This window comes from Epilithonimonas sp. JDS (assembly GCF_021261315.1).
Taxonomy (GTDB): Bacteria; Bacteroidota; Bacteroidia; order Flavobacteriales; family Weeksellaceae; genus Epilithonimonas.
In genome coordinates this window covers 145,720-159,839 of the sequence record NZ_JAJSAX010000004.1, presented here as the reverse complement: position 1 = coordinate 159,839, position 14,120 = coordinate 145,720, and the positions used below count along the sequence as shown (strand labels likewise).

Here is a 14,120-nt window from a genome sequence, read left to right as displayed (position 1 = left end):
AAGGTACAAATTATCAATCAGATGTAAAAAATTCTTTTAAAGTAAGTTTTACTATAGTGTATAGAAATTCCATAATCTCTTCTGACTGTTCTTCATTTACATCATGACCTGCTTTCCTTAATATCTGTAGCGCCTTTTCAGAAGGAATTTTTTTTAAAGGTATTGAAGGAATATATTTATTAATTTCAGGTTGCTGGGATTCATTTTTTGATTTAGCTTTCTTCATAACAATGTGATTGAAGATTGTTCTCAAACATTGTAATTTAAATGGGTAGCATATTATCGATCAAGCTATTGTCGTAAAAGTCCTTTTTTGGCTGTTGATTACAACTCTATTTTAAATTAAAAAATTTCTTACCTTTTCGTTATAAACATAACTAATAACCAAAGCGGTGGATGTCCGGATAATACCTATGATTATACACCTGCACAAATCAATTGCGGGTTTATCAGTATTCGAGGTAATAATTTCCTGCAAATTAAAATAATATGTACTATGAGCCTAGTCCGGTAACTGAACGCCGCCATTGGCTGTAAGGCTCATATGGCCTCTACTGACATCTATAATATTTTCTAAATTCTTCCAGCCTCTTGTTCTTATCGCACAGAAAATTTTGATCTCTTTTTCCGGATAAATCTTTTGAAGTTCAAGAGCAACAGCCATAGATGTGCGACCTAATGTCAGAATATCATCAACCAAGATAATCGTTGGTTCGGTGATAATAACAGGTCTTATGATTAAGCTATCTTGATGAGTTTGAACTGTATTTCTTGTGTCGGCATGAAACTGCCCGCTTGATTTAGGAATAGCATATGCACGATCAACACAAACAGTAACACTTTCACCTAATCCATTTTTGACCAGTGTTTCACAAATTACTTTTGCTGGAAAAACAGCTCCGTCTACAAGAGGAGTACTTCTTGGAACAGGAACTAAGGATGAGTTTGCAAAATATTCTGATAAATCTGATTCTTCTATTCTTTGGCTTAATCTTGTACTGAAGCTGACATCTCCATTTTTACAAGAACCGGCAACTGTGCGTGAATTAATTTCAATCTCAGACTTACCTCTTGGAGAATAGGCCAGAAAGGTAAGAAACTCAAAAGACATACTCTTTTTTTGTGGTTAAAAAAGGAATGCTTTCAATTAGAAATTCAAAGTTGTCGTTGGTCAAAACCTGTGCACCATAACTTAGCATTTCTTCTGCCCATGAAACTTTTTGATTGAGAACATTTTCCATAATAAGAAGCTGCCTTCCCAATCTTAGCGCTTCCCATCCCTGATGTTTTGTACCGCTTTTTTCACTGGCCTCAACAATGATCGTTGCATCACTTATCAATGCCATGGTTCTATTTCTGATCGGGAAACTTTTTGGAGTTACTGGATAATTTTCAGAAAACTGAGAAATCAGCAAATGATTTTCAGCAATAAAATCCTGTAACTGCTTGTTCTCAGCCGGAAAATATTTATCAATAGGAGTTCCTATAACACCAATGGTATGTCCTTGGGATTCAATTGCCGTTTTATGCGCTATAGTATCAATACCTTCAGCTAAACCGCTTACTACAGTTATATCATTTTGCACTAATAATTTAGCAATCTTTCTAGCTCTTCTTACGCCAAGATCTGAAACCTTACGAGAACCAACAACTGCTACTCTCCTACCATTTTCCAACAAAGAAAAGTCCCCCTTATAAAATATTTCTTTGGGACTGTTTTTTTTCTCAATAGTGGTCAGCTTATCATAGTAATCGTTAAAAGAACCAATCTGCATAAGTGTTAAGGTTTAAATGAACATTGTAAATATAGTGCATTTACAGTGTATTTTCAAAGTAATAGTAGTAAATAATATAGATTAATTAACGGTTGTTTTATTAACATTTTCCATAATAAACCGGTAAAAAGGCAGCTAAGGTATTGTTGCCATCCTTCAGCTCATCCCAGCAAAAGACTACGGCATAAACGGTTTCCTCCCTAAAGGTACCCTCCAATTATTCCGTTTCCTTTTGGTTTTTTCTCTTTGTCAACACTTCATATCTGCTTTCTTTTTTCCGGTTTTTCTTTTGAAAAATATTCAGCGAAGCCGACAAGGCTTTGTAAGAAAGGACGGAGAAGAGATTGAAAACAAATCAAAATGTACAATCTTAAAACAAACAGTTATGAACATCATCGGAAGACTGACAAGAGATGCGGTAGTACGCACCCTGTCAAATGAAAAACAAGTAGTCAATTTCTCAATTGCTACCAATGACAATTATCGTAATAAACAAGGCGAAAGAATTGAACAAACTACCTATTTCGACTGTTCTTATTGGATTTCTCCGAAAGTGGCTGAAATACTTACCAAAGGAGCTTTAGTAGAATTAAACGGTAGAGCCTACACTTCTGCATGGATAGGCAAAGACGGAGAAGCACACGCAGGATTGAATTTCCTTACATCACAGATTAAACTCCACAGCAGTAGTAAAAAGGATAGTAATAGTACAACACCTAAAAACAAAGAAGAAAATGCAAAATCAAAATCAGCAGAAAACGAGGGCGACGATGATTTACCATTCTAAAATCAATCACAATTATTAACATTTAAAATCATTATCATGGCACATCAATTAAATTTCAACAACAGAACAGGGAAATACTCATTTTTTACTGTTAAAGAAAAAGCATGGCACAACTTAGGACAGCTTGTGCAGGAACACCCGACAAGTGAGGAAGCAATTAAGTTTGCAGGACTTGACTATGATGTGGAGAAATCGCCCCTATTTACCAAAGGTTCAGGAATTTTAGAAAATGACAACGGAATTGAAATAATTGATTCTGAATTGGAAGTTCCAAATTACTTCGCCAATATCCGTAGTGATAACAATACCGTGTTAGGTGTAGTGGGAAAAGATTATCATATTGTACAAAACCGTGAAGCCTTTTCTTTTTTTGATTCGATTGTAGGCGGTGGAAACGGTATTTTATACGAGACTGCAGGAGCTTTAGGAAATGGCGAAAGAATTTTTATTACGGCTAAACTTCCCGATTATATCCGTGTTGGAAACGGTGATGATATTACAGAAAAATATATTTTCTTAACAACCTCACATGATGGAAGCGGAAGCATTACCGCCGCATTTACTCCAATCCGTATCGTTTGCCAAAACACTTTAAATGCATCCCTAAAAAACATGAGTAATGTGGTACGAATCAGACATACCGCAGGAGCAAAACAACGTTTAGATGATGCTCACAAAGTCATGGGATTAGCAAACAAATTAAGTAATGAATTGGAAAACACGTTTAATCATTGGTCAAAAATAACTGTTGGAGACGCTGAAATGAAAAAGCTCATTCGATTGGCACTCTGCCCAAACAAAGAAACTTTAAATCATCTGCAAAAGGGGAATTTTGACGAACTGTCAACTGTCTTTAAAAATACTGTTGATGATGCTTTTGCTTACGCTATGATGAGCGATACCCAGCAGATGGAAACTACCAAAGGGACATTATTTGGAGCTTACAATGCCGTTACTGGTTTTTACCAAAATGTAAAGACCTACAAAGATGATGAAGCCAAACTACAATCTATTGTTATGGGCGGAACTGCGCAAATCAAATCGCAAAAAGCATTTGAATTATGTACGGGATTCGCAAAAGAGGGCAAAGATATTTTTGATCTTAATTAATCTCAGAGGTAACTGCCTTGCATGGCAGTTACCTTTAAAAAACATTATTATGAAAATTAAGGATTTACACGGAAAAGGTCTTGAAATAACCGATTTGGAAAAAGCGATTAAACAAGCGGAAACTTTCAAAGGCTACTCTCATCAAGATAAAAGCTTTGCAGAATTTGATAAAAGACAGAAAGCTTATTGGACTGACATCTATGAAAAATTACTCATCTTAAAAAAGAAACAAAATGAGCATTCTATCTCAAAAGACTGAATACAAAGCACTAGCTATCATCGGTCGTGTTATCAAAGAATTCGAAAATCTTCATCTTTTAAGTATGACAAAAATAGATGATGAAGATTTTACCAAAGCAAGAAATTTACTTGAAACCATTATTCAATCCAATGGCTACAAGGTTAATTATAATGGTAATTCTAAAAAATCAATCTTAAAAAACAATTGTAATGAAGACTAATTTTTTCAGCCTGATCAACCAAATAGAGTTTACAGGCAATTTAAATATATCGATTCAGAAAGCAACAGACAATAATTGGATTGTTTCTGTATTACTGCTCAACAGCCAATGCGGAGACGAAGCTAAAAACAGAATCCCGCCTTTAAATCTGCGTGGCACTTCTGAAGATTTGGACAATGGTTTTTTTGAAAATATTACCCAACCCATTCAGTCCGCTTCTTACTTAATGGTTAACATGGATTCTTTTATGGTGCAATTGGAAGAAGCCAAAAAACATTCTGCAATGGAAAAGCAAAATGCTGACAAAGAAAAGAAAGCCAAAGACGAAAGGGATAAAAAATATAGAGATGCGATGAAAAAAGCGGAGGAACTTGAAAATGATTCAAAATTTAAGGATGCATGGTCGGCATTGCCTAAAGCCTCTGACTATCCCGAATATTCTAAAGAGATTTTGGAAAAACAGGAGATTTACGAAAAAGAATTTGCCCCTAATTTATTTACCTCATAACCTCAAAAATTAAATCTATGTTACTCGCAACAGAATTAGAAAGAGTCTTTGTTATTATTGACAAAGGACAGGAGATAAAACTCAGCGACCCCGAACCTAAATGGAGTGTAGAAACAGTAATGAATTTTTACGCCAATACCTACCCCATTCTAACTACTGCAAAAGTATCTGTGCCTGTAATTCGTGATGATACTTTACAATACACCTTTGAAAGTGTTATGGGTACAAAAGGATAACCTTTAAGACAAGATTATGACCTATGCAACGCAATATCATTTCGGGAACTATCAAAGTCCCACAGCAGACCAAACAGAAACAACTGCACAGGCAGTTAGCCGAGTTCGCACAATGGATGAACCGCCCAAAAGATGCCAACGAAATCAGAAAAGACCAACGGAAATCTGTACCGATAGCAATGGTTCCAATGCTTTATTAAAGTGTTCATTTCTTCCCAAATTACAGGAAACTGAAAATAGACAGGCTTGTAGAAAGTCTAAAAGATTCGAAAGGGATTTTTATCAGTCCCTTTCCTATCTCAAAGAACATTATCAGCTTAATTCAGAACAGTTTGAAAATTTTGAATTTCCCTATAATATTGCTTTAGAAATTCAAAATGTACAGAATCAGCTCAAGACCAAAGTAAGAGATTGGGAAGAAATTCAGCTGATACAGGACAAAGGAAAGGTTTATTTCACAAGTGAAGAACGGTACAATACAGGTGCAACGCTTTACTACATTCCCGTAATTCCGCTTTACAGGTTATCCAAAATCAAAAAGTACAATAAAGCTTTTCGTCTTCTGCTGTCTGTTTACAGCTACTTGTATCATATTGTTGATATCCCATATTACAGACAGGAAGTTAGTTATCTCTATTGGATGTATGAAATGTTTGAACAATGGGCAAATGAAGATGATGAAGATGAAGAAAATATCAATCTTTTATTAGAACTAAAACATGCAGAATGGATAGGCGACATCATTGAAAAGAAAATATTCAGTGTTCAGAACTTGGAACATTTTAAATTAAGATTAAAGCAGTTTACAGCCCAAGATGAATTAGATGAAAACTGTTTGATGTTGGCGCAGAACGCTTACAATTTATTTATACAGTTTCCCAACTCAAACATCATGAAAAATGCTCAATCAAAAATCATCTTCAATGAATATGATGAAGAGGAGCAAGAAGAAAACACCGTTACAATGGACAAGTACATTTCATTCTGTGCCGAAGCAAAAGGTGCTTTATTTAATATGCTTTTTCAAAGTGTCAATAATGAACTGCAGGAATACGGGCAGATTGAAGAACCTGCCGTCATTAAATATTTTACTGATTCAAACATAAGTGAAAGTAATCTGGACTTTGAACATCAGATATTTAATCTGATTGAAGAATTGATTGACCTAATGAATGACCTTTAAACCTAAACCAATGGAAAATATTACAAAAGATTTTGGAGTGCTTTATAACCCCGTATCAGCCTTAGTTTTTTATCAATCTTCTGAAAGAGACAGAGAAACTTATGTAGAACATTTTGATATGGATAGCAGTGGAAATCCAATCAATGCTCACCCTTTGACTCTGAATGAAGCAAAATACTTATCAAAAGCTCTTTCTGTTGAAACGATAAAAAGCAAAGAGTTTTTAAAACCTCAAACCGTTATTACAGAAAATATACTGCATATTAACCCAAGTGCGAACGGTTCTGTTATTTGGTACAGCAAAAGCCATAAACAAAGCCTGTTCTTCTCTGAAAATTTAGAAATTGCTAATGGTCAAGCGGAAATTCCTGCCTTACTATGGTTTGCCAACAAGCAGGGCTTAATCTTGTTTGCTTTAACTTCTGACAGAAGACCGACGGAAAAGACCAAGTTGTATCACGCACCATTTTTTAATGTGTATGACAACGGAAATGTTTGCATGGGAACTGTAGATGTCAACATTAAAAGTTCCATCTCTGTAGAAGAATTTACAAAAGCTTGGGAGGACTATTTTTTTAACAGTTATTTCAGCCATTTGATGAATGGGCACAATCCCATCAAAGGAAATTGTGTCACTTTATGGAAAGAACTGATTAACACAGAAAATTCATTTCCAAAAAATGTCTTGAAAAAATCAAACAAAACCCTTAAAGACTTACTGACATGACAACTGAAAAAACAAAAGTTCATTTTACTGATAATCATTTGATAAACCCCACAAACCCAGTAACTGTGAATGTTATCGGAGCAGGCGGTACAGGTTCAAAAGTATTGACTGCACTCATGGAAATGAATCACAGCTTAAACGAAATGGAACATCCTGGTCTGCAGGTTCGCCTTTGGGATGATGATATTATTACATCAGCCAACTTAGGAAGACAGAGATTTGCAGAATCTGAGAAAGGACTGTATAAATCCGTTGCATTGATAAACCGTTGTAATCGTTGGATGGGGACTAATTGGAAAGCAGAAACCAAAAAATTTGATTGGGAAAGAGAAAATCACTATCCCGAAAATGTGGAAGCGAATATCTATATCTCCTGTGTTGATAGCGTATCGGCACGTTTTGAAATTGCCGATATTCTCAAACACAAAAGACATCATAATTCAAATCTTAAATATTGGCTGGACTTCGGCAATACCAAAGACAGAGGACAAGCTATACTTTCTACGATAGGCATAGTCAGACAGCCGAATTCGGAAAAATATATAACTGTTGAAAATCTTCCTTTTATTACAGATGAGTTCGGAGATTTACTGAAACAATCAGAACAGAATGATGATACACCAAGCTGTTCTGTGGCTGAAGCACTTGAAAAACAGGATTTATTTATTAACTCCTCATTGGCACAGATGGGTTGCAGTCTGCTATGGAATCTATTTAGATATGGTTTGACACCCTACCGAGGATTCTTTCATAATCTTAAAGACTTTAATACTCATCCGCTGAAAATTGACTAAAAAAAAATTCGGCAAAAAGACAATTCCGACTTAGGTCGGAACAGTCTTTTTGCGTAGTAATATGTCACAACCTATTTGAACTGCCAGCCCCACAGCAAAGATTTCAAAAAAGTTGTGGAGAAGTTAATATGTCATTTTAAAAATGACAAAAAAGATAATTTCGCTCTATAGTTGAAAATATCTTTTTTTATTTTTTTTGGAGCAACACTTTCGAGTTCCATCGCTCGATCTTTTCATTTCGAAAAAGTTGCGAGTTAATAAGTTTTAATCTTTAATTAAACAATGTAAATACTCTTCTGTGTATTGCTTTGAATTCGTTTTACAACTCTTAAACTTAGGATATTTTACATAAGAACAAGCATATTCCCCTAAACTTGACATCATCTCTGTAATCCTTGAAGGCTTAACAAAGCCTTCATTATTATAGCTTAGAAAAATATATTTAAAATTTGAATCTGTAAGTATTTGAAGTAAGCTATTCTCTGCCTCTTTCTTTAAACAGAAATTTGATGTTTCGTAGAATCTTAATCCTGCCTTACCTCTTGGGATAAAATTTGTATCATATAAAGCAATTGTATTTAATAAGTGATAGTAGGAACTGTATTCTCTACCATTATAAGGAGGATCTAAGTATAGTATATCTCCTTTTATTTTCTTGATCAAAACACTGCTATCCTCATTGAATATTGTATTTTCAACAGGCTTCAAAGCTCTTTGAATGGGAATCATTTTAACTTTATATGTTGCTGTTTTCTTGAGCTTTTTCAAATAAGCGCAATATACTGATGCAGTATTGGCAACCTTATCAACGGCTAAAAGTAAAGTAGCTAATAACAGATAATAGAAATCCTTATCAATTTGAGAACTTGAATATAAATATTCGATCCGAGTTCTTATTGCATCAATTTTCTTTCCGTTGCTCTCATTAAAATACAACCTTCCTGCTGAACCATACTCGGAATATTCTTCAAAAATAAACCCCTCTATACCTTTCAATTGATTGAGTTCTTCCAACATTGACAGATATCTGTGTCCATTTACTTTACTGTAAAATGCTTTGTTGACTATGTAACTATAATATTCTCTGTCATTGAACAAAACACTTTTTACTTTTGTATGGAAAAAATTTCCAACAACGCCTGTTCCTGCAAATAAATCGCAGAAGCTTAGATCACCAAGCCTTTCATTTACCGAATTCTTTATTTGCTCAAAGATAAAACCTGATAATCTAACTTTCGATCCCAAATAATTCATTTTTTATTTGCAATCTCTTTTAAATAAAAGCTGAAAACTTTGAGATGGTATTAACTGTCGGTTTTTTGTTCTTATTGGCTTCAAAATCAAAACGGCTTGGTTTAAAACCAAGCCGTCAACATCACATCAAATAGTATTATAAAACATTATCAAACTCAAAATCTATTTTCTGTTCATTATCAAAATTATCCGTAATCCAAATACTGAATTGGTGAGATTCTGCGGATTCAGATGTATAATACAGCCTGAACTGTTTTTGCGGTAATACATATTCATCATTAGGAAGATATGGTACATCATTATAATGTTGAAGTTTGCCGCTTCCTTCGTATTGAAAATATCGGATACTATATTTAGTTTCAATAAAGTTAGCAGCGGTTTCTAAAGACATTCTTATTTCTACTGTTTCACCTTCTTTAATTTTACTTGGAACGGGCATCACCTTGACTTCGAACGGAAAGTTCTGACTTATTTCCAAATCATTATCCTGACATGAATGAAAAACTATACCCATTAAAAACAGAATAAATGAATACTTTAAAAGATTGAGTATTTTATAATTAATTGCATTTTTCATATTAGAAATTTTAAAAATTATACCTTAGTCCTAATCCAAACAACGAATGTAAAGTTCCAAGCGGGCTATTTTGTAAAAACCGTAATTGACCATCTACGATAAAAACCAAGTGTTCAGTCAGATAACTTTCTAAAGATAGCCTACCAGAAAATCCGTATACAAAACTTTCTGTAGTGTTTAGTAAGGAACCGTCGTGAAGTATTAGTTTATTCCTGTTAACCTGTTCATAACCACCAAGAGCACCGATTCCCAAATTCAAATTTACATTTCGCATTGATTCACCTACCGAATAGAAACTGTAACCGGCATTCAATAGATAGGTATCAATCGGTATATCGTAGTCTCTATACTCAAAATATTTCCTGCTGTATTCAGCCCTTCCAAAAACATATCTACCGTTCTTACCATAAGAAATAAGACCAGCCGCAAATACATAATTCTGCTTTTCTGGAGATTTAGGAAATACTGAATAGGATATTTCAAATCCTTTTTGCTTTGGAATCATCTGCTGTGCAAATGATTGTACATTCATTGTTAAAATGAAAAGCATTGTTATCAATAATTTTTTCATCTCAATTGGTTTTGAAATTTAAACTATTGATCAGTTTCGCATTGATTAACTCGTTATTCTCAAGCTGAACTTTTTGATGGCGTCCGCCATTTCTTTCCAAAATCTCAATTTCTAAGACCTGATCTTTTAACAAAGTAAATTGCTCCAATAGGTAAACACCCTTTATGTTAGAATGGTGCATTGCGGTCATCATCGGAAAATAAACTCTAATCTGCTCTAGCAGCTTATCCTGAACAACTGTTCTTTTTAAGTTCTTCTTATCTACAATTTTGAAGTTGATCAGTTCAATATCATACGCTACATTGCTGCTGTTATCAACTTCGATGGTAAAATAGAATTTACTGTCATTGACGTGCAATGCTCTGACTGAAAACTGAATCCCAAAACTTTGCGAGGCGATATGCTTTACGGTTTTGTGGCTTTTTCTGTACAGATTTTCCATAATCAAGTCTGTCAGAGATGAAGAACTTCCTCTGAGATCTTCAAAAAGTACATCGGTTGAGTATTGCCGTTCATTGCTTCTCTGCATCTTTAAAAGATCATAGCTGAGAACATCAGGATAAACACTGTAAAAGACATCAAAACTGTAAAACTTACCATCTTCCGTAATCACAGAAAAATTGGTTTCTTCCTCGAAATCTCTGACTGCAGATTTAACTCTTAAAACATTTCCTACAGGCTCTGCTATGTTAGCAACCAACAATTCACTTCCCAGATCTACATAACGTATTGGTGAAGGAAATATCAAATGACTGGTTTTGTTGTAAGTGACTTGCATCCTGAAAGGATTCAGCTTCGCTTCTTCCAAGGAAACATAGGTTTTATTGGAATCATAATCCTGAGCAAAAGCCCTTCCTGCAAAGAGCAGGAGTAGAATTATTATATTGCTGTAAATCTTATGTACATTCATTTTTTAAAATTTTAATTAATTATTTTTAGGTACCAGTAAGACCTGTTGCCCTGCCTTCACTGTGACTTTCAATTGTCTTACCCTCTTTTGAAAATAGCCTGATAATCCCTGTACTACCCCACGGCTTAAATCTGCTGCGACCTGCTGTCCTGCAGACTGGGTCATCATAATATTGGTTCCCGAAGTCTGACTCATATTGGCCACAATATCGCTTACGGCAGTTTGTTCTGGTGAGTAAGGAACATATAAACCGGATTGACCGTCATTGTCGTGAACATTAATTTCTACAGGATAGACATTTCCTCTGTATTGAATGGAAGAAATCTTTAACTGAAGCCTCCCTCCCTGAAATTTACATATAGCAGTCAGTAAGCTTCCCGAAGGAATTTCTATGTGCCCCAGCTTCATTCCTTCTGAAAGTCTGATGGATAATGTACTTTCATTAATTACGGTTTTGGTCTCATAAACCACACCCATTATTGCATTTTTAGATTGAACTGAATGATTTGAATCATTTTGTGTCTCATAAAATCTGTTCTGATTCAAACCTGCACTAAAAGCACTGTCAGAAGGCTCTCTGTATAATGTCGAAACAATTCTGTTAAATGCTGGTTTTGCGGGTGTCAACTTCACTTTCTTTTCGGCAGGTTTTTCTTGCTCTTCTTTTCCTGCTGGTCCTTCCTGTTTTGTATTCGTTGGAAGGTATTTAGCTGCCATCTGATAGGACTTTTCCATTAGCTCCAACTGATCGTTCATTCCAAGACCTGCGGGAGCAGCATTATTCTGCATGGCTTCATTCTTTAATCTTGAAATTTCTTTCCTAAGATTATTGACTTCCTGATCATCACGGCCATAAAATGAACTCAAGGTTTGCTGTGCATTACGATAGCTGTTTACAGCATTCTGATCGGACTGTTGAAGCCCACCAATACCAACAGTTGGACTTGATGGATTAGTTTTTGAATTTAAACCGTTTTGGTCATTCCAATAGTCGGACAAAGTGGTCATTGCACTTCTTTTCTCCTCATTCTTTTGCTCCAACAGCTGCTGCTCATAAGCTTTTTGCTTATCAGACTGTAACTGACCATCCTTTGCCTGTGGAATAGCAGCATTAAAACCAGCTTCTTCAACAATTTTATTATCTGATTTTGGTCTAAAGATCAGATAAAAGCAACCTAAACAAACTGCTGTCATCAAAAAGTATATAATGGGTTTTTTCAGTTTCTCCCATTTAACCTGGGAATTATCACTCATGTCATTTGAATTATGAGAGAGATCATTCTCTGTCAATTTAATTTTCTCTAAATCTTTCATATGCTATTTTTTAATGGGTGATTCTATAAGATTGTTCTGTTCTGAAGCTTTTTCTACCAACTTCGTAGAAATGCCGTCAATGTGATCGATAGATATGGTGTTACTCTTTTGACCCGTTGAAACAATAACATGGATTATGACGATAACAGTCAGCAAACAATATCCACCAAAGAAAACCTTGGTCAGCAATCTTTGTTTTTCCACAGAAAGAGCTTTCCAATGAATCTCTGTCGTCAAAACAAAATGTTCAATTTTATCTCTTAACTTTTTCATTCCATTCGATTTAGCGTTCAACGGTTTCAACATCTCTATTTTCAATCACATTGAATTTTTCAATCGTAAATCCCTGAGGATTACTGTCAGACCGTACTGAATTAACCAGGAAACAGTCTGTCACTAAATTCCTGATGGTCAAATTACTGGATCGGATAATAAATTGTCTGGCATAAGTCTTCACGCCATACGGATAACTGTTAAAGTTCGCCACGACACTATCTACCTCAATCCTCTGTTGAATATTACCGGAAATGATTCTATTATAATAACCTTTCTCCTGAAGGTCTTTGTAGTAATTGAATGCTGATTGATCTGCCAGATTAAAGGCTCTCTTTACATTGCTTTCAATGGCATTCTTATCGGGTGCTATCGTGAAAAATAATTCGTGAAATCGTCTCACATGTTCTCTTGCTTCAACGGGTCTGTTGATTGACATATCCTGTGATAGGGCAACCATTAAAGATTTACCATTGTCCAGCACATAGATTTTCTGGCGCTGTTCTTCAGCAAACTGATAGGATTTGAATACCACAACCCCTACGACTCCAAAACACAACACCGCAAAAACAAACGTAAACAGTCGGATCTGCTTGAAGCTGCTCTCAATATTTCTTAAAGTTTTAAATTCCATAGAACTGTATTTTTTATTTTAGTAATCTTCCCGAAATATTTCCTGATGCTGAACCAACCGCTGCTCCAGCAACATTGCCCGATTTCGTAGCTGTCTGGTTTACATTGCGCATGAAATTACCTGCGCCTCCTGCCTGAATGACCCAGCCCGTTACCGTTGGTACAGTAAAATAACCTATGATGCCAATTACCATGTAGATGATATAAACCGTATTAGAAGTATCAGGAATAAAGGTGGGATCGGCGAGCATCTCGATATCCCGTTCTAAGATTAAGGTTTGTATCTTGGCAAGAATAGCACTGAATATATCTGCAACCGGAAGCCATAGATAAACACTGATGTATCTTGTTAACCATTGGCTCAATGTACTCTGAAATCCATCCCAAACTGAAATAGCAAAGGCAATCGGTCCTAAAATGGAAAGTACAATCAGAAAGAAAGTTCTGATGGTATCGATAACCAATGCAGCCGATTGAAAGAGGATTTCAAGAAATTCACGGAAACCATCTCTGATATCTTTCTTAATCGCAAACATTTCTCTCTCAATATACATTCCTGACATTGTCACCAGATCAGATGGTGACCAACCTAACTCTTCCAGCTTTTTGTCAAATTCTTCGTTTGAAATCAAATACGCCATCTCAGGATTTCTAAGCATGGCTTCTCGTTCCAAAAGATCCTTTTTCTGCTGCAAATCATTCATATCAAGAACTTGGTTTTCGAGCATGGAATGACTGCCCTGAACAATAGGACTCATCACTCCATTCAGACTTCCTAAGACCAATGTGGTAAAGAACATAATACAAATCCCTATGGCAAAGGGTCTGAGCATCGGGAACAAATCTATCGGTTCCGCGCGGCTCAGCGATTGCCAGACTTTTAAAGCCACATAGAACAGGGCTCCCAGACCGGCAACGCCTTTGGCTACAGCCGCCATATCTGCACACATCGGCATCATTTCTTCGTAGACGGAACGCAGGACTTCGTGTAAGTTGTTCGGTTCCAT

General features: G+C 35.6%; 20 protein-coding genes. 9 read left to right on the top strand and 11 right to left on the bottom strand.

Annotated features, from left to right (window positions below; translation table 11 throughout):
• Window positions 1-13: 13 nt before the first annotated feature.
• The 3 genes from LUD75_RS12925 to LUD75_RS12915 all read right to left on the bottom strand — a co-directional run bounded on the left by LUD75_RS12925 (window position 14) and on the right by LUD75_RS12915 (window position 1,775).
• Entirely contained in the window at window positions 14-226 is a 213-nt protein-coding gene (locus tag LUD75_RS12925) for a hypothetical protein (protein ID WP_232706132.1), read from the bottom strand.
• A 276-nt stretch (window positions 227-502) separates the two neighbouring features.
• On the bottom strand, window positions 503-1,111 hold the full coding sequence (locus LUD75_RS12920; RefSeq protein WP_232706131.1) for a phosphoribosyltransferase: 609 nt from the start codon (window positions 1,109-1,111) through the stop codon (window positions 503-505).
• A complete protein-coding gene (locus LUD75_RS12915; protein ID WP_232706129.1) occupies window positions 1,101-1,775 on the bottom strand; it encodes a DNA-processing protein DprA in 675 nt (224 codons plus the stop codon). The genes LUD75_RS12920 and LUD75_RS12915 overlap by 11 nt, the downstream gene beginning before the upstream one ends.
• A 385-nt stretch (window positions 1,776-2,160) precedes the next feature.
• On the opposite strand from LUD75_RS12915, the gene LUD75_RS12910 reads away from it, so the two are divergent.
• Genes LUD75_RS12910 through LUD75_RS12870 form a run of 9 tightly spaced genes read left to right on the top strand, consistent with a single transcriptional unit; the run spans window position 2,161 to window position 7,581 of the window.
• Complete coding sequence (locus tag LUD75_RS12910) at window positions 2,161-2,562, top strand: single-stranded DNA-binding protein (RefSeq protein ID WP_232706128.1); 402 nt, start codon at window positions 2,161-2,163, stop codon at window positions 2,560-2,562.
• Between the two features lie 36 nt (window positions 2,563-2,598).
• Window positions 2,599-3,672 (top strand): DUF932 domain-containing protein, encoded by a 1,074-nt coding sequence (locus LUD75_RS12905; RefSeq protein WP_232706127.1) that lies wholly within the window; start codon window positions 2,599-2,601, stop codon window positions 3,670-3,672.
• A gap of 49 nt (window positions 3,673-3,721) precedes the next feature.
• The gene (locus LUD75_RS12900; RefSeq protein ID WP_232706126.1) at window positions 3,722-3,931 is read left to right on the top strand and encodes a hypothetical protein; all 210 of its coding nucleotides are present in this window, start codon (window positions 3,722-3,724) and stop codon (window positions 3,929-3,931) included.
• Window positions 3,906-4,133 carry a hypothetical protein gene (locus LUD75_RS12895; protein WP_232706125.1) on the top strand — a complete coding sequence of 76 codons (228 nt, stop codon included), beginning with the start codon at window positions 3,906-3,908 and terminating at the stop codon, window positions 4,131-4,133. Before LUD75_RS12900 ends, LUD75_RS12895 begins: the two co-directional genes overlap by 26 nt.
• Entirely contained in the window at window positions 4,123-4,641 is a 519-nt protein-coding gene (locus LUD75_RS12890; RefSeq protein WP_232706124.1) for a prtrc system protein e, read from the top strand. Before LUD75_RS12895 ends, LUD75_RS12890 begins: the two co-directional genes overlap by 11 nt.
• A 17-nt stretch (window positions 4,642-4,658) precedes the next feature.
• The gene (locus LUD75_RS12885) at window positions 4,659-4,877 is read left to right on the top strand and encodes a PRTRC system protein C (RefSeq protein WP_232706123.1); all 219 of its coding nucleotides are present in this window, start codon (window positions 4,659-4,661) and stop codon (window positions 4,875-4,877) included.
• A 16-nt stretch (window positions 4,878-4,893) separates the two neighbouring features.
• A complete protein-coding gene (locus LUD75_RS12880; RefSeq protein WP_232706122.1) occupies window positions 4,894-6,060 on the top strand; it encodes a hypothetical protein in 1,167 nt (388 codons plus the stop codon).
• A gap of 10 nt (window positions 6,061-6,070) precedes the next feature.
• The gene (locus tag LUD75_RS12875; RefSeq protein WP_232706121.1) at window positions 6,071-6,787 is read left to right on the top strand and encodes a PRTRC system protein B; all 717 of its coding nucleotides are present in this window, start codon (window positions 6,071-6,073) and stop codon (window positions 6,785-6,787) included.
• Entirely contained in the window at window positions 6,784-7,581 is a 798-nt protein-coding gene (locus tag LUD75_RS12870) for a PRTRC system ThiF family protein (RefSeq protein WP_232706120.1), read from the top strand. Before LUD75_RS12875 ends, LUD75_RS12870 begins: the two co-directional genes overlap by 4 nt.
• Before the next feature lie 264 nt (window positions 7,582-7,845).
• Here the strand turns inward: LUD75_RS12870 and LUD75_RS12865 are convergent, their stop codons facing one another.
• The 8 genes from LUD75_RS12865 to traJ form a co-directional block, all read right to left on the bottom strand.
• Window positions 7,846-8,835: a DNA adenine methylase gene (locus tag LUD75_RS12865; RefSeq protein WP_232706119.1), complete on the bottom strand. Its 990-nt coding sequence runs from the start codon at window positions 8,833-8,835 to the stop codon at window positions 7,846-7,848.
• A gap of 136 nt (window positions 8,836-8,971) precedes the next feature.
• On the bottom strand, window positions 8,972-9,412 hold the full coding sequence (locus LUD75_RS12860) for a DUF3872 domain-containing protein (RefSeq protein ID WP_232706118.1): 441 nt from the start codon (window positions 9,410-9,412) through the stop codon (window positions 8,972-8,974).
• A gap of 10 nt (window positions 9,413-9,422) precedes the next feature.
• Window positions 9,423-9,983 carry a conjugal transfer protein TraO gene (locus LUD75_RS12855; protein ID WP_232706117.1) on the bottom strand — a complete coding sequence of 187 codons (561 nt, stop codon included), beginning with the start codon at window positions 9,981-9,983 and terminating at the stop codon, window positions 9,423-9,425.
• Window position 9,984: 1 nt separating this feature from the next.
• A complete protein-coding gene (gene traN, locus LUD75_RS12850; RefSeq protein WP_232706116.1) occupies window positions 9,985-10,893 on the bottom strand; it encodes a conjugative transposon protein TraN in 909 nt (302 codons plus the stop codon).
• Between the two features lie 15 nt (window positions 10,894-10,908).
• Window positions 10,909-12,207: a conjugative transposon protein TraM gene (gene traM, locus LUD75_RS12845; RefSeq protein ID WP_232706115.1), complete on the bottom strand. Its 1,299-nt coding sequence runs from the start codon at window positions 12,205-12,207 to the stop codon at window positions 10,909-10,911.
• A gap of 3 nt (window positions 12,208-12,210) precedes the next feature.
• Window positions 12,211-12,480 carry a hypothetical protein gene (locus LUD75_RS12840; protein WP_232706114.1) on the bottom strand — a complete coding sequence of 90 codons (270 nt, stop codon included), beginning with the start codon at window positions 12,478-12,480 and terminating at the stop codon, window positions 12,211-12,213.
• A 10-nt stretch (window positions 12,481-12,490) separates the two neighbouring features.
• Window positions 12,491-13,114, bottom strand: coding sequence for a conjugative transposon protein TraK (traK, locus tag LUD75_RS12835; protein WP_232706113.1), 624 nt, complete (start codon window positions 13,112-13,114; stop codon window positions 12,491-12,493).
• Between the two features lie 13 nt (window positions 13,115-13,127).
• Window positions 13,128-14,120, bottom strand: a complete 993-nt coding sequence (gene traJ, locus LUD75_RS12830; protein WP_232706112.1) for a conjugative transposon protein TraJ — start codon at window positions 14,118-14,120, stop codon at window positions 13,128-13,130.

Bases quoted from the DNA above. Each gene is read 5' to 3' on its own strand.
- traJ (WP_232706112.1), bottom strand. From the start codon at position 14,120: ATGGAACCGAACAACTTACACGAAGTCCTGCGTTCCGTCTACGAAGAA.
- LUD75_RS12880 (WP_232706122.1), top strand. From the start codon at position 4,894: ATGACCTATGCAACGCAATATCATTTCGGGAACTATCAAAGTCCCACA.
- LUD75_RS12915 (WP_232706129.1), bottom strand. From the start codon at position 1,775: ATGCAGATTGGTTCTTTTAACGATTACTATGATAAGCTGACCACTATT.
- LUD75_RS12855 (WP_232706117.1), bottom strand. From the start codon at position 9,983: ATGAAAAAATTATTGATAACAATGCTTTTCATTTTAACAATGAATGTA.
- LUD75_RS12920 (WP_232706131.1), bottom strand. From the start codon at position 1,111: ATGTCTTTTGAGTTTCTTACCTTTCTGGCCTATTCTCCAAGAGGTAAG.
- traM (WP_232706115.1), bottom strand. From the start codon at position 12,207: ATGAAAGATTTAGAGAAAATTAAATTGACAGAGAATGATCTCTCTCAT.
- LUD75_RS12865 (WP_232706119.1), bottom strand. From the start codon at position 8,835: ATGAATTATTTGGGATCGAAAGTTAGATTATCAGGTTTTATCTTTGAG.
- LUD75_RS12925 (WP_232706132.1), bottom strand. From the start codon at position 226: ATGAAGAAAGCTAAATCAAAAAATGAATCCCAGCAACCTGAAATTAAT.
- LUD75_RS12900 (WP_232706126.1), top strand. From the start codon at position 3,722: ATGAAAATTAAGGATTTACACGGAAAAGGTCTTGAAATAACCGATTTG.
- LUD75_RS12885 (WP_232706123.1), top strand. From the start codon at position 4,659: ATGTTACTCGCAACAGAATTAGAAAGAGTCTTTGTTATTATTGACAAA.
- traK (WP_232706113.1), bottom strand. From the start codon at position 13,114: ATGGAATTTAAAACTTTAAGAAATATTGAGAGCAGCTTCAAGCAGATC.
- LUD75_RS12910 (WP_232706128.1), top strand. From the start codon at position 2,161: ATGAACATCATCGGAAGACTGACAAGAGATGCGGTAGTACGCACCCTG.
- LUD75_RS12860 (WP_232706118.1), bottom strand. From the start codon at position 9,412: ATGAAAAATGCAATTAATTATAAAATACTCAATCTTTTAAAGTATTCA.
- LUD75_RS12905 (WP_232706127.1), top strand. From the start codon at position 2,599: ATGGCACATCAATTAAATTTCAACAACAGAACAGGGAAATACTCATTT.
- LUD75_RS12895 (WP_232706125.1), top strand. From the start codon at position 3,906: ATGAGCATTCTATCTCAAAAGACTGAATACAAAGCACTAGCTATCATC.
- traN (WP_232706116.1), bottom strand. From the start codon at position 10,893: ATGAATGTACATAAGATTTACAGCAATATAATAATTCTACTCCTGCTC.
- LUD75_RS12890 (WP_232706124.1), top strand. From the start codon at position 4,123: ATGAAGACTAATTTTTTCAGCCTGATCAACCAAATAGAGTTTACAGGC.
- LUD75_RS12840 (WP_232706114.1), bottom strand. From the start codon at position 12,480: ATGAAAAAGTTAAGAGATAAAATTGAACATTTTGTTTTGACGACAGAG.
- LUD75_RS12870 (WP_232706120.1), top strand. From the start codon at position 6,784: ATGACAACTGAAAAAACAAAAGTTCATTTTACTGATAATCATTTGATA.
- LUD75_RS12875 (WP_232706121.1), top strand. From the start codon at position 6,071: ATGGAAAATATTACAAAAGATTTTGGAGTGCTTTATAACCCCGTATCA.